Genomic DNA, 12,957 nt, shown 5'->3' with positions numbered 1-12,957 from the left:
GCCGTCACTCCACCTCTCCGATCTTCAGCATCTGGCGCATGTAGACGGCCATCACCCCGAGGAGGAGCAGCACGGTGATGACGGCGATGGCCGCGCCCGCGTCGTAGTCGTTGGCGACGAAGGCCTGGTCGTAGGAGTAGGTGGTGAGGACCTGGTACGCGGGCTCGGGGTGGCCGTCGCGCATGAGGAAGACCTGCGGGAAGACGCCCATGTCCCAGATGACCGACAGCGTCGTCAGCATGACGATGATCGGCTTGAGCACCGGCAGGGTGACGTGCCGGAAGACCTTGACCGGCCCGGCGCCGTCCATGCGGGCGGCCTCCTCCAGTTCCTTGGGCACCTGGGTGAGGCCGGCGTGCAGGGTGATGGCGACGAAGGGAATGGCGCCCCACACCACCATGAGGGTGATGACCAGGAAGCCCTGCTTGGTGTCGGTGAACCAGTTGTGGCCGCTGAGGTCCACCCCGGGCAGCCGGCTGAGCAGCCAGTTGAGGACGCCGTAGTCGCTGTCGAACATCCACTTGAAGATGGTGATGGCGACGACCACGGGCATCGCCCAGCTCGCCACCAGCACGATGTTGATCAGCGCCTTGACCCAGGGCGAGACCCGCTGCATCAGCAGCGCCACCCCCATGCCGACGACGAGTGTGAGCAGCACCGCCGCGAGGGTGAAGAGCAGCGTGCGCAGGACGACGCCCCAGAAGACCGAGTCCCCCAGGACGTGGGTGTAGTTGGCGACTCCCTGCCAGTCGCCGGGCAGCCCCTGCCAGAGCTCGGCCTGCCCGTACTGCTTGAAGGAGAGGGTGACCAGCCGGACCAGCGGATAGCCGAGGACCAGCAGCAGGACGCCGATGGTCGGCGCGAGCAGCGTCCACGGGAGCGCGGCTCCGCCGAAGCGGCGTGGCCTGCGGCCCGGTCCCGCCGGCCGCGGGCGCGGCACCTTGTCCAACGGTGTGTCAACGGCACTCATCATGTGCTCCTCGGCTACTCCAGTCCCTGGCGTCGCGCCGGGGCCGGCCGCCCTGGGGCGGCCGGCCGGCGTCGATCACTGTGTTGCCCGTGTGCCGGTCAGCCGGCGTTGATCACCGCGTTGATCTGCTCGTCCGCGGACTTGGTCGCGTCCTCGATGGACGCCTTGCCGACCGCGATGTCGTTGAGCATGTTCTGCAGGATCTGCTTCTTCTCGACCTGCAGCCAGCCCGGGGCGGTCGGGACGAACCAGGTGTTCTCGTTGGCCCGGGCGGAGGCGGCCGTCGCCGGGTCGTCCTTCAGCGGGGCGAGCAGCGACTTGGCGTTGGGCAGGTTGCCCTTGGAGATGAGGACCTTCTGGGCGGCGCTGTTCGTGAAGCCGTTGATCCAGTCGGCGGCGAGGTCCTGCGCGGCGGACTTGGCCGGGATGACCAGGTCGGAGCCGCCGATGAAGTTCGGCAGCAGTTCGCCGTTGGGGCCGGGCAGCGCGAAGGTCTCCAGGTTGTCCTTCAGCTTGCCGGTCTTGTCGGTCTTCGGGTCGGCGGCGGCGCCGCCCTCCCAGCTGGCGCCGTAGATGAGCGCGGACTTGCCCTGGCCGTAGACGATGTAACGGTCGGACTCGTCCTTGTTCTTGTCGCCGTGGAAGTACGCGTCGAGGACGCCCTTCCAGGTCTTCAGGCCCTCGATGGACTTGGGGTCGGAGAGGGTGGCGGTCCACTTGCCGCCGTCCTCCTTGGCGACGTCGCCGCCGGCGTCCTTGACGAAGGCCAGCGCGGTGTACCAGTCGCGGCTGGGCTGGTACCAGGCGGAGAACTTGTCGCCGTTCTTCTTCTGGATCTTGTCGAGCGCGTCGGTCAGCTCGGCCCAGGTGGTGGGGGCCTTGGTGACGCCGGCCGCCTTGGCGACGTCCTTGCGCCAGGTGCCGACGCGGGCACCGGCGTAGTAAGGCACGCCGTAGGTCTTGCCGTTGTACGTCACGGAGCCCTCGAGGGCGTCCAGCCAGTCGCCGGAGTTCTCGAACTTGCTCTTGTCGATGGGCGCGAACGCGCCCTTGACCAGGTAGCCGAGGGTCTCGGTGTTGCCCATCTCGACCACGTCCGGCACCTTCTTGGTGGCGAGGACGGCGTCGAGCTTCTGGTTCTTGGCGGTCCACTCGTAGTACTCGTGGTGGATCTTCACGCCCTTGTGCTCGGCCGTGAAGGCGTCGTCCGCCTGCTTGACCAGCTCGGGCCAGTTCTTCTGTGCGTCGACCGTCAGCCAGACGGTGATCTCCTTCGGCGCCGAGGCCTTGTCGGAGCCCTTGTCGTCCGAACCGCAGGCCGCAACGCCGGCGACCATGACGGCGACACCGATCGCCGCGATCAGCTTGCGCTTCACAACACCCTCCCCAGGGCAGTGAGTACCAAGTGGTGTAGACCAGTGCCCGAAGCTTGGCCTAGACCTTTAGGGGTGTCAAGGGTGTATAAGAGCACCGGACGCGTCCGTTACCGGACCGACATCTGGGCTCGTAACGCGATATGAGCCCGGCCCGTGCCACGATGTGAGCCGCGAATGACGGAGGAGCCGGTGACGGCAGCACGACAGCACTCGGGAGCAGAAGCGATGGAGACGGACGGCGAGGCCGGCACAGCGGTGACGGAGACCGCGGAGGCGCCCGGGACCGCGGCCGGACGGACCGCGCGGGTGCCCAAGTACTACGGCCTGAAGCGCCATCTGCTCGAACTGACCCAGACGATGCCCCCCGGCTCCCCGGTGCCTCCCGAGCGCACCCTGGCCGCCGAGTTCGACACCTCGCGCACCACCGTGCGGCAGGCGCTGCAGGAACTGGTGGTCGAGGGCCGCCTGGAGCGCATCCAGGGCAAGGGCACCTTCGTCGCCAAGCCCAAGGTCTCCCAGGCGCTGCAACTGACCTCGTACACCGAGGACATGCGGGCCCAGGGCCTGGAGCCGACCTCACAGCTGCTCGACATCGGCTACATCACCGCCGACGACCGGCTGGCCGAACTGCTGGACATGAAGACCGGCGGCCGCGTGCTGCGCATCGAGCGCCTGCGCCTGGCGAACGGCGAGCCGATGGCCATCGAGACCACCCACCTGTCGGCCAAGCGCTTCCCCGCGCTGCGCCGCAGCCTGGCGAAGTACACCTCGCTCTACACCGCGCTCGCCGAGGTCTACGACGTCCGGCTCGCCGAGGCGGAGGAGACCATCGAGACCTCGCTCGCCAGCCCGCGCGAGGCGGGCCTGCTGGGCACGGACGTCGGGCTGCCCATGCTCCTGCTGTCCCGGCACTCGATCGACACCGGCGGCGAGCCGGTGGAGTGGGTGCGCTCGGTCTACCGCGGCGACCGCTACAAGTTCGTGGCCCGCCTGCAACGACCCTGACTCCCGCGCGGTTCCCGGGTCTTGTAGATCGTTTCCATACCGCAATGCGGGCAGGTAGTGACGTGCCTCCCGTCCTGACTCTAGATTGCCTGCGCATTACACAGGAGTAAGAGATCAGGACGGAGCCGTAGCAATGTCCGAACCATCCGGAACCTCCGGGCGGCCACCGGTGGTCACCCCCACACGCGTGATCGCCGGTGTCTGCCTCGTCATCCCCTTCGTCGCCATGCTCTGGGTCGGCTCGTACGCGAAGCTGACGCCGGAGTTCATCGGCATCCCGTTCTTCTACTGGTACCAGATGCTGTGGGTGTTCCTGTCCTCCGGACTGACGTACGCCGCGTACGTGCTGGTCCGTCGTGAGGAGCGGGCACGGAAGGAGGGATCGAAGTGAAGGACGGGGTCAACGGCGTCGCGCTCGGCGTCTTCATCTTCTTCTTCCTGGTCGTGACGGTCCTGGGCTTCCTGGCCGCACGCTGGCGCAGGGCGGAGAACTCGCTGCACCTGGACGAGTGGGGCCTGGGCGGCCGCAGCTTCGGCGGCTGGATCACCTGGTTCCTGCTCGGCGGTGACCTGTACACGGCCTACACCTTCGTGGCGGTGCCGGCGGCGGTCTACGCGGCGGGTGCGTCCGGCTTCTTCGCCGTGCCGTACACGATCCTGGTCTACCCGCTGATCTTCACCTTCCTGCCGCGGCTGTGGTCGGTGTCGCACAAGCACGGCTACGTCACCACCTCCGACTTCGTGCGCGGGCGCTTCGGTTCCAAGGGCCTGTCGCTGGCGGTGGCGGTCACCGGCATCCTGGCCACGATGCCGTACATCGCGCTGCAGCTGGTGGGCATCCAGGCCGTGCTGGACGTGATGGGCGTGGGCGGCGGCGAGTCGTCCAACTGGTTCGTCAAGGACCTGCCGCTGCTGATCGCCTTCGGTGTCCTGGCCGCGTACACGTACTCCTCCGGCCTGCGGGCGCCGGCGCTGATCGCGTTCGTGAAGGACACGCTGATCTACATCGTCATCGCGGTGGCGATCATCTACATCCCGATCAAGCTGGGCGGCTTCGACGACATCTTCGCCAAGGCCGGCGACGCCTACGCACAGGTCAACCCCGCCACCGGCAAGCCGCGCGGATCCCTGGCGCCGGGCGACACCGCCCAATGGGCGTACGGGACGCTGGCGCTGGGTTCGGCGCTCGCGCTGTTCATGTACCCGCACTCCATCACCGCCGTGCTCTCCAGCCGCAGCCGTGACGTCATCCGCCGCAACACCACCGTCCTGCCGCTGTACTCGCTGATGCTGGGCCTGCTGGCGATGCTCGGCTTCATGGCGCTGGCCAGCGGTGTCGGGGCCGGGGTCAAGGGCTACAACGGCCAGCTGGCGATCCCCCAGCTGTTCGAGAACATGTTCCCGTCCTGGTTCGCGGGCGTGGCCTTCGCCGCGATCGGCATCGGCGCGCTGGTGCCCGCGGCGATCATGTCCATCGCCGCGGCCAACCTGTTCACCCGCAACATCTACAAGGACTTCCTCAAACCCGACGCCACCCCCGCGCAGGAGACCCAGGTCTCCAAGATCGTCTCGCTGCTGGTCAAGGTCGGCGCCCTGGTCTTCGTCCTCACCATGGACAAGACGGTCGCGATCAACTTCCAGCTGCTGGGCGGCATCTGGATCCTGCAGACCTTCCCCGCCCTGGTCGGCGGCCTGTTCACCCGCTGGTTCCACCGCTGGGCGCTGCTGGCCGGCTGGGCCGTCGGCATGGTCTACGGCACCTGGGTCGCCTACGGCGTCGCCAGCCCCGCCCAGAAGCACTTCGGCGGCTCCTCCGACACCATCCCGGTCATCGGGCAGATCGGCTACATCGGCCTGACCGCCTTCGTGCTCAACCTGGCGGTCACCGTCGTCCTCACCTTCGTCCTCAAGGCCCTCAAGGCCCCCGAGGGCGTGGACGAGACCAGCAAGAGCGATTTCACCGCCGACGCCGGCGAGCCGGGCGTGCAGCGGGACCTGCCGGTGGGCGCCGGTCACTGACCGCCGCTCCGGCCACGATCACGGGCCGCCGCCCTGGGACGGGGCGGCGGCCCGTCGTCATGCCGTACGGGCCGGCTCCGGGCAGCGGAAGGTGCGGCGGTACGCCTGCGGGGTGGTGCCCACCCAGCGGGCGAAGTGATGCCGCAGGGTCGCCGCGTTGCCGAAGCCGGCGCGCACGGCGACGGCGTCCACCGTCTCGTCGGTGCCCTCCAGCAACTCCCGGGCCAGCAGCACCCGCTGGCCCAGCAGCCAGCGGTACGGCGTCGTGCCGGTCTCCTGCTGGAAGCGGCGCGCGAAGGTGCGCGGCGACATGTGCGCCCGGGCGGCCAGTTCGTCGACGGTGACCTCGCGGTCCAGGTGGCGCTCCATCCACGCCAGGACCTCGCCCACGGTGTCGCAGCGCGTGCGCGGCAGCGGGCGGTCGACGTACTGCGCCTGGCCGCCCTCGCGGTGCGGGGGCACCACCATGCGCCGGGCGATGGCGTTGGCCACGTCGCTGCCCTGCTCCTTGCGGACCAGGTGCAGGCAGGCGTCGATCCCGGCGGCGGTGCCGGCCGAGGTGATCACCGGGTCCTCGTCCACGTACAGCACGTCGGGCTCGACCCGCACCCGTGGGTAACGCCGCGCCAGTTCCTCCGCGTGCCGCCAGTGGGCGGCGCAGCGGCGCCCGTCCAGCAGGCCGGCGGCGGCCAGCACGAAGACCCCCGAGCAGACGCTGAGCACCCGCGCCCCGCGCCCGACGGCGCGGTTCAGCGCCTCCAGCAGCTCCGGCGGGTACTCCCGGCGCACGTAGGAGTCCCCGGCGGGCACCGCGACCAGGTCGGCCTCCGCCAGCCGTTCCAGCCCGTGCCGGGTGCCGATGGTGAACCCGGCGGGCGACGTCAGCGTCGGGCCCTCCGCGGACGCCACGGCGAAGTCGTAGGCCGGCAGGCCGTCGTCCGACCTGTCGATTCCGAACACCTCGCAGACCACCCCCAGTTCGAAGGGATGGACACCGTCGAGCAGGACCACGGCCACGTTCTGAAGCATGCGTCCAGGATGGCAGAGCGGCCGCGCCGGGGTGGCAGGATTTCGAGGTAGCACGTCGGTCCTGCCACTCCCGGCAGGGTCGCGCGAGGAGCACAGTCGAAGGCATGGAAACCTTCCTCGCCACCGTCACCGCACTGGTCTTCTTCCTGGCCCTGGCGCTCGCCGCCCTGACCGGGCACGTCCACGACTCCCGCGACGGCCACGACTGGCGCCGGTGAGTCCGTCACTGTGTAACCGCACCGACACAACATCTGGTGGTGTCACGGGCAGGCGCCACTAGATGTATGCTCAACTCCGCTGTCGCCGCAGGGGAAGCCGGTGGGAATCCGGGACTGCCCCGCAACGGTGTGCGGACGCCTGAAGGCGTGCCCGCGAGTCCGAGTACCTGCCGACGGCACCGTCCGGCGCGCCGTCCGGACGGTGAAGTGTCCGGGCCTCGCGGGTTGGGCCGGCGGACGCGCCGCGGCATGCCCTGGCCTGCCCTGCGTGCGCCCCGTCGCTCCTCCGCGTCGCCGCCGTACGAGGGAGAGAGCACACGTGACCATCGCGCCCGCCGCACCCGCCACCGCAGCGGAACCTGCCTCAACCGGAGCCGATCTGCTGCGCGTCCTGACGGAACTGACCGCAGACCTCCCCGACACCGACCCCGGCCGGGTCGCCGCCGCCGCGCTGCGCGGCCGCAGCGCCACGGCGGACGAGGCGGAACTGCGGGCGCTGGCCACCGAGGCCGCCGCCGGGCTGATCGCGGAGGACCCGCAGTACTCGCGGCTCGCCGCCCGCCTGCTCACCCTCGCCGTCGCCGACGAGGCCGCGGGCGAGGGCGCCGTGTCGTTCTCCACGTCCATCGCGGTGGGCCACCGCGAGGGCCTGATCGCCGACGGCACCGCCGCCTTCGTCGCCGAGCACGCCGCGCGGCTGGACGCGCTGGTCGACGGCGCGCTCGCCGACGGCGCGGACGACCGCTTCGGCTACTTCGGCCTGCGCACCCTGCACAGCCGCTACCTGCTGCGCCACCCGATCACCCGCCAGGTCATCGAGACCCCGCAGCACTTCATGCTCCGCGTCGCCTGCGGCCTGGCCGAGGACCGCACCGGCCGCTCGGTGGACGAGGTCGCCGCGCTCTACGGCCTGATGAGCCGGCTGGACTACCTGCCCAGCTCCCCCACGCTCTTCAACTCCGGTACCCGGCACCCGCAGATGTCCTCGTGCTACCTGCTGGACTCCCCGCTGGACGAGCTGGACTCGATCTACGGCCGTTACCACCAGGTCGCCCGGCTGTCGAAGCACGCCGGCGGCATCGGCCTGTCCTACTCCCGTATCCGCTCCCGCGGTTCGCTGATCCGCGGCACCAACGGCCACTCCAACGGCATCGTCCCGTTCCTGCGCACCCTCGACGCCTCCGTCGCCGCCGTGAACCAGGGCGGCCGCCGCAAGGGCGCGGCCTGCGTCTACCTGGAGACCTGGCACGCGGACATCGAGGAGTTCCTGGAGCTGCGCGACAACACCGGTGAGGAGGCGCGCCGCACCCACAACCTCAACCTGGCGCACTGGATCCCGGACGAGTTCATGCGCCGCGTCGACACCGACGGCACCTGGTCGCTGTTCTCCCCCGCCGACGTGCCCGAGCTGGTCGACCTGTGGGGCGAGGAGTTCGACGCCGCCTACCGCAAGGCCGAGGCCGCGGGCCTGGCCCGCAAGACCCTCCCCGCGCGCGAGCTGTACGGCCGCATGATGCGCACCCTCGCGCAGACCGGCAACGGCTGGATGACCTTCAAGGACGCGTCCAACCGCACCGCCAACCAGACCGCCGAGCCCGGCCGCGTGATCCACTCCTCCAACCTCTGCACGGAGATCCTGGAGGTCACCGACGACGGCGAGACCGCGGTCTGCAACCTCGGCTCGGTCAACCTCGGCGCCTTCGTCGGCAAAGACGGCGGCGCCGGGGAGGAAGTCATCGACTGGGAGCGGCTGGACGCCACCGTCCGCACCGCCGTGACCTTCCTCGACCGCGTGGTGGACATCAACTTCTACCCGACCCGCGAGGCCGCCTCCTCCAACGAGCGCTGGCGCCCGGTGGGCCTGGGCGCGATGGGCCTGCAGGACGTGTTCTTCAAGCTGCGGCTGCCCTTCGACTCCGCCGAGGCCAAGGCGCTCTCCACGAAGATCGCCGAGCGCATCATGCTCGCCGCGTACGAGGCCTCCTGCGAACTGGCCGAGCGCCACGGCCCGCACCCGGCCTGGTCGCAGACCCGCGCCGCCCGCGGTGTGCTGCACCCGGACCACTACGACACCGAGGAGAACTGGCCCGAGCGCTGGGAGGCGCTGCGCGCCCGCGTCGCCGCCACCGGCATGCGCAACTCGCTGCTGCTGGCCATCGCCCCGACCGCCACGATCGCCTCGATCGCGGGCGTGTACGAGTGCATCGAGCCGCAGGTCTCCAACCTCTTCAAGCGCGAGACGCTCAGCGGTGAGTTCCTGCAGGTCAACTCCTACCTGATCGCCGACCTGAAGAAGCTCGGCGTCTGGGACGCGCAGACCCGCGACGCGCTGCGCGAGTCCAACGGCTCCGTCGAGGGCTTCAACTGGATCCCCGCGGACGTCCGCGAGCTGTACCGCACCGCCTGGGAGCTCCCGCAGCGCGCCCTGATCGACATGGCCGCGGCCCGCACCCCGTACCTCGACCAGAGCCAGTCGCTCAACCTCTTCATGGCCGCGCCCACCATCGGCAAGCTCAGCTCGATGTACGCGTACGCCTGGAAGCAGGGCCTGAAGACGACGTACTACCTGCGCTCCCGCCCGGCCACCCGCATCGCGCAGTCCGCCCGCGCGGCCGCCCCCATCCCGCTCCAGCAGACGACGCCCGACGCCGACGCGATCGCCTGCTCCCTTGAGAACCCCGAGTCCTGCGAGGCCTGCCAGTAATGAGCTCCACCAAGAGACTGCTCGACCCGGGCTTCGAGCTGACCCTGCGTCCGATGCGCTACCCGGACTTCTACGAGCGCTACCGCGACGCCATCAAGAACACCTGGACCGTGGAGGAGGTCGACCTCCACTCCGACGTCGCCGACCTCGCCAAGCTCTCCCCCGGCGAGCAGCACATGATCGGCCGGCTGGTGGCCTTCTTCGCCACCGGCGACTCGATCGTGGCCAACAACCTCGTGCTGACCCTGTACAAGCACATCAACTCCCCCGAGGCGCGGCTGTACCTGTCGCGGCAGCTCTTCGAGGAGGCCGTGCACGTCCAGTTCTACCTGACGCTGCTCGACACCTACCTGCCCGATCCCGAGGAGCGCACGGCCGCGTTCGCGGCCGTGGAGAACATCCCCTCCATCCGCGAGAAGGCGCAGTTCTGCTTCCGCTGGATGGACTCGGTGGAGTCCATCGACCGCCTGGAGACCAAGGAGGACCGCCGCCGCTTCCTCCTCAACCTGATCTGCTTCGCGGCCTGCATCGAGGGCCTGTTCTTCTACGGCGCCTTCGCGTACGTCTACTGGTTCCGCTCGCGCGGGCTGCTGCACGGGCTCGCCACCGGCACCAACTGGGTGTTCCGCGACGAGTCGATGCACATGGACTTCGCGTTCCACGTGGTCGACACCGTCCGCGCGGAGGAGCCCGAGCTCTTCGACGAGGAGATGGGCAAGCAGGTCACCGCGATGCTGGAGGAGGCCGTCGAGGCGGAGCTCCAGTTCGCCCGCGACCTGTGCGGCGAGGGACTGCCCGGCATGAACACCGACTCCATGCGCGCGTACCTGCAGTGCGTCGCCGACCAGCGCCTGGTCCGCCTCGGCCTGCCGGCCCGCTACGGCTCGGAGAACCCGTTCTCCTTCATGGAGCTGCAGAACGTCCAGGAGCTGACCAACTTCTTCGAGCGCCGCGCCTCCGCGTACCAGGTGGCGGTCGAGGGCTCGGTCTCCTTCGACGACGACTTCTGATCCGGCGACGGGGCGGGGTTGCGGGCAGTCGCCGCCGCCCGCAACCCCGCCCGTTCGTCGGGCGATCAGAACGCGGTGACCTGGAGGATGTAGACCCGCTCGTGCCGGGGAACGACGAGGTAGAGGAAAAGGCCGTCCGTCACGGCTGCCGTCTTCGTCCCCTCCCCAACGCCTTGGAAAGCGGGCCCGTCGAGGTACCGGGCCTCGGCGGCGCGAACCAGTTCCCCGGCCCGCTCCTCCACTTGCGCGAGCAGTGTCACGGGAGCGGGGTTCTCTCCTCCGACCACGTACTCCTCACCGGGCCCCTACTCCCAGGCCCAGCTCACTCACCCACCGCCGCGCGGGCCTGGTCGAAGATCGCCCGGATCTCGGCCATCGCCGCCTTCCACGCGGGATCGTCCCTGTCGAGGGTCTGGGCCGTGTGCTCCGCCGAGCGCAGACGTCCCGCGGTGTCGAGATCGCGGGCGATCTCGACATGGACGGCCCACGCGGTGAGGAATCCGCGCAGCGGCTCGATCGAGCCCGAGTCGACGGAGAGGGCGATCGCCTCGTTCTTCTGCTGCTCCATCTCCGCAAGGCGGTGAGGGGCCACCTGCGCGAGCGCCGCGCGAAGTGCGTCGGGCGTCCTCGCCGGCCGTGCGATGAGCTCTACCCCGTGGTGCTCGGGCTGAGTGGTCATGGTGCGGTCCTCCTCCGGGTACCGCAGCTCAGCCTAGCCACTCCGGCCGTACCTCGACGCTCGTCTCTCACCCGCCCACCGCAGACCGGGCGACGCCGGTCCGCGGTGCCGGGCGGGCGCTCAGTCGTTCGGGACGGTCTCGTACTTCGGCGTCAGCTCCGCCATCTGCTTCAGCGCGTCCTTGCGGTCCCGCTTGGAGAGCCGGTCGATGTAGAGGTACCCGTTGAGGTGGTCGGTCTCGTGCTGCAGGCAGCGGGCGAAGAAGCCCTTGCCCTCGATGACGACGTCGTTGCCGTGCAGGTCCTGACCACGGCAGACCGCGTAGTCGGGGCGCGGCAGCTCGGCGTATGCGCCCGGCACGGACAGGCAGCCCTCGTTGCCGTCGTCGAGGACGCGGCGCTCGGCGGGGAGGTCGTCGACGACGGGGTTGACCACGTGGCCGACGTGGCGGACGCCGTCGTCGTCCGGGCAGTCGTATACGAAGACCCGCAGGGGCACGCCGATCTGGTTGGCGGCGAGGCCGACGCCCTCGGCGGCGTGCTGGCTGGCGAACATGTCGTCGATCAGCGTGGCCAGCTCGTCGTCGAAGGACGTGACCGTCTTGCACGGCTGGTGCAGCACCGGGTTGCCGACGACCGTGATGGGGCGGGCGGTGCCGCGCTCACGGTGGGCGGCCTCACGCTCCTCCGCGTCCGTCACGTCGTCGGTGAATGCGGTCTGCTCGGTCTCCTGCTGCGACATGGTCCGTCGTACGCCTTCCTGGGGCCTTCGCCAAAGCTCAATAGCCCATCAAGGGTACGTGCCCGCGAAGGTGTCAGCAGACCTCTTCGAGATCGCGCCAGTCCCGGGTGTCCGGACTGTCGGCGACCCAGCTGTCCAGCAGGCCGCGCACCAGGCCGACCGGGGCGGCGATGCCGCACTCGCGCTCGGGGGCCCACAGGGCGCCGGGGGTGCGGTGGCTGAGGTGGCCCGGGTGGCCGGGTTCGCCCTGGTCGTGCGGGTCGCGGGAGGCGTCGGAGCCGTCGTCGGTCGGCATGCGGCTCTCGGAGCAGGTGCGGCAGAGCAGCCGTACGGAGGACGACCAGTCCTCGGCGGCGTACCCGGCGTCCGCGGCGAGCTGCTCCAGGGCGTCGCGGTCCGACTCGGTCGCCGCCTCCAGCAGGACCAGCCAGGTCGGCACCGGCGAGGGCGCCCACAGCTCGATCTCGTCGAAGACGGGGTACGTGGCGCCGCCGGCGGTACGCCGCTCGCCGTGCGGGACGCCGTCGTGGAGCACGACCTCGCCCCAGCGGCGGCCGGAGGACGGCAGCGGGATGCTCAGCACCTCGATGCGGGCCGGGTCGATCCGGCGGCCCCAGACCACCTCGGCCTCGCCCTCCGGGGAGAGCCGCACCGCCGAGCTGCCCAGCTCCATCTCGACGGGGCCGGTCCCGGACACGTCGGGCCGCAGCCCGTACGCCTGCCAGGCGCGGCGGGCGAGCGGCCAGTCCTGCAGGGCGGTGGCGGCGATGCCGACGTTCCACCAGTCGGGGGCGCCGGGCGCGCGGTCCAGCAGGGCGACGGCCCGCAGGCCGGTGGTGCGGGCCTGCTCCCAGTCGTGCCGGAACTTGTGCAGCAGCGCGAGGTTGTACCAGGACTCCGAACGCCAGGGCTCCAGGTCGGCCGCACGGATCAGCAGCGCGCCGGCGTCCTCGTACCGTCCGTCGCTGATCAACGTGAACGCCCGGTCGGTCGCCTGCCGCCACGTGGCGGAGGGCCGGTGCCGTGCCCTGCCGAAGATCCTCAAGGTGTCCCGCCTGCCGTTCGCTTTCGCTGGTGCCCCACGGTGCCCCGTCCGTCCCCCCACGTCCCGTGCTCAGCGGTGCTCATCAGTCCTCCTTGCCATCGGCAGGGCCTGTCACACACGGCCGGGCGCGTCGGTTTGGCAGCATCGCCGCCATGGTGCGC

At 70.2% G+C, this 12,957-nt stretch carries 12 protein-coding genes and 1 riboswitch; of the genes, 5 read left to right on the top strand and 7 right to left on the bottom strand.

Annotated elements, in window-relative coordinates; all coding sequences use genetic code 11:
* Nucleotides 1–4: 4 nt before the first annotated feature.
* The gene (locus ACFV3E_RS28750) at nucleotides 5–970 is read right to left on the bottom strand and encodes a carbohydrate ABC transporter permease (protein WP_499513873.1); all 966 of its coding nucleotides are present in this window, start codon (nucleotides 968–970) and stop codon (nucleotides 5–7) included.
* A 98-nt stretch (nucleotides 971–1,068) separates the two neighbouring features.
* Nucleotides 1,069–2,346 carry an extracellular solute-binding protein gene (locus ACFV3E_RS28745; RefSeq protein WP_500331103.1) on the bottom strand — a complete coding sequence of 426 codons (1,278 nt, stop codon included), beginning with the start codon at nucleotides 2,344–2,346 and terminating at the stop codon, nucleotides 1,069–1,071.
* A 225-nt stretch (nucleotides 2,347–2,571) separates the two neighbouring features.
* Here ACFV3E_RS28745 and ACFV3E_RS28740 point away from each other — a divergent pair, with 225 nt between their 5' ends.
* The 3 genes from ACFV3E_RS28740 (at nucleotide 2,572) to mctP (ending at nucleotide 5,370) form a co-directional block, all read left to right on the top strand.
* Entirely contained in the window at nucleotides 2,572–3,351 is a 780-nt protein-coding gene (locus ACFV3E_RS28740) for a GntR family transcriptional regulator (RefSeq protein WP_500537303.1), read from the top strand.
* A gap of 133 nt (nucleotides 3,352–3,484) precedes the next feature.
* Nucleotides 3,485–3,742, top strand: coding sequence for a DUF3311 domain-containing protein (locus ACFV3E_RS28735; protein ID WP_500537276.1), 258 nt, complete (start codon nucleotides 3,485–3,487; stop codon nucleotides 3,740–3,742).
* Complete coding sequence (mctP, locus tag ACFV3E_RS28730) at nucleotides 3,739–5,370, top strand: monocarboxylate uptake permease MctP (RefSeq protein WP_500537275.1); 1,632 nt, start codon at nucleotides 3,739–3,741, stop codon at nucleotides 5,368–5,370. The genes ACFV3E_RS28735 and mctP overlap by 4 nt, the downstream gene beginning before the upstream one ends.
* Nucleotides 5,371–5,427: 57 nt before the next feature.
* Here the strand turns inward: mctP and ACFV3E_RS28725 are convergent, their stop codons facing one another.
* Nucleotides 5,428–6,399 carry a GlxA family transcriptional regulator gene (locus tag ACFV3E_RS28725; RefSeq protein WP_500537274.1) on the bottom strand — a complete coding sequence of 324 codons (972 nt, stop codon included), beginning with the start codon at nucleotides 6,397–6,399 and terminating at the stop codon, nucleotides 5,428–5,430.
* A gap of 247 nt (nucleotides 6,400–6,646) precedes the next feature.
* Nucleotides 6,647–6,806, top strand: a riboswitch (cobalamin riboswitch).
* 130 nt (nucleotides 6,807–6,936) lie between these two features.
* Here ACFV3E_RS28725 and ACFV3E_RS28720 point away from each other — a divergent pair.
* Nucleotides 6,937–9,321 (top strand): ribonucleoside-diphosphate reductase subunit alpha, encoded by a 2,385-nt coding sequence (locus ACFV3E_RS28720; RefSeq protein ID WP_500537273.1) that lies wholly within the window; start codon nucleotides 6,937–6,939, stop codon nucleotides 9,319–9,321.
* A complete protein-coding gene (locus tag ACFV3E_RS28715) occupies nucleotides 9,321–10,331 on the top strand; it encodes a ribonucleotide-diphosphate reductase subunit beta (RefSeq protein WP_500537272.1) in 1,011 nt (336 codons plus the stop codon). Before ACFV3E_RS28720 ends, ACFV3E_RS28715 begins: the two co-directional genes overlap by 1 nt.
* Nucleotides 10,332–10,396: 65 nt before the next feature.
* Here ACFV3E_RS28715 and ACFV3E_RS28710 read toward each other — a convergent pair whose 3' ends face one another.
* From ACFV3E_RS28710 to ACFV3E_RS28695, 4 genes are all read right to left on the bottom strand, one after another.
* Nucleotides 10,397–10,591, bottom strand: a complete 195-nt coding sequence (locus ACFV3E_RS28710) for a hypothetical protein (RefSeq protein ID WP_500537271.1) — start codon at nucleotides 10,589–10,591, stop codon at nucleotides 10,397–10,399.
* Nucleotides 10,592–10,653: 62 nt separating this feature from the next.
* Nucleotides 10,654–11,010: a DUF6247 family protein gene (locus tag ACFV3E_RS28705; RefSeq protein WP_500537270.1), complete on the bottom strand. Its 357-nt coding sequence runs from the start codon at nucleotides 11,008–11,010 to the stop codon at nucleotides 10,654–10,656.
* A gap of 120 nt (nucleotides 11,011–11,130) precedes the next feature.
* Nucleotides 11,131–11,751, bottom strand: coding sequence for a peptide deformylase (gene def, locus ACFV3E_RS28700; protein ID WP_500537269.1), 621 nt, complete (start codon nucleotides 11,749–11,751; stop codon nucleotides 11,131–11,133).
* Between the two features lie 73 nt (nucleotides 11,752–11,824).
* Nucleotides 11,825–12,796 (bottom strand): tetratricopeptide repeat protein, encoded by a 972-nt coding sequence (locus tag ACFV3E_RS28695; RefSeq protein WP_500366476.1) that lies wholly within the window; start codon nucleotides 12,794–12,796, stop codon nucleotides 11,825–11,827.
* Between the last annotated feature and the right edge of the window lie 161 nt (nucleotides 12,797–12,957).

The sequence above is a fragment of the Streptomyces sp. NPDC059718 genome, assembly GCF_042733315.1.
Taxonomy (GTDB): domain Bacteria; phylum Actinomycetota; class Actinomycetes; order Streptomycetales; family Streptomycetaceae; genus Actinacidiphila.
Note: the sequence above shows the minus strand (reverse complement) of the source record. Positions and strands in the feature narration are given on the sequence as shown.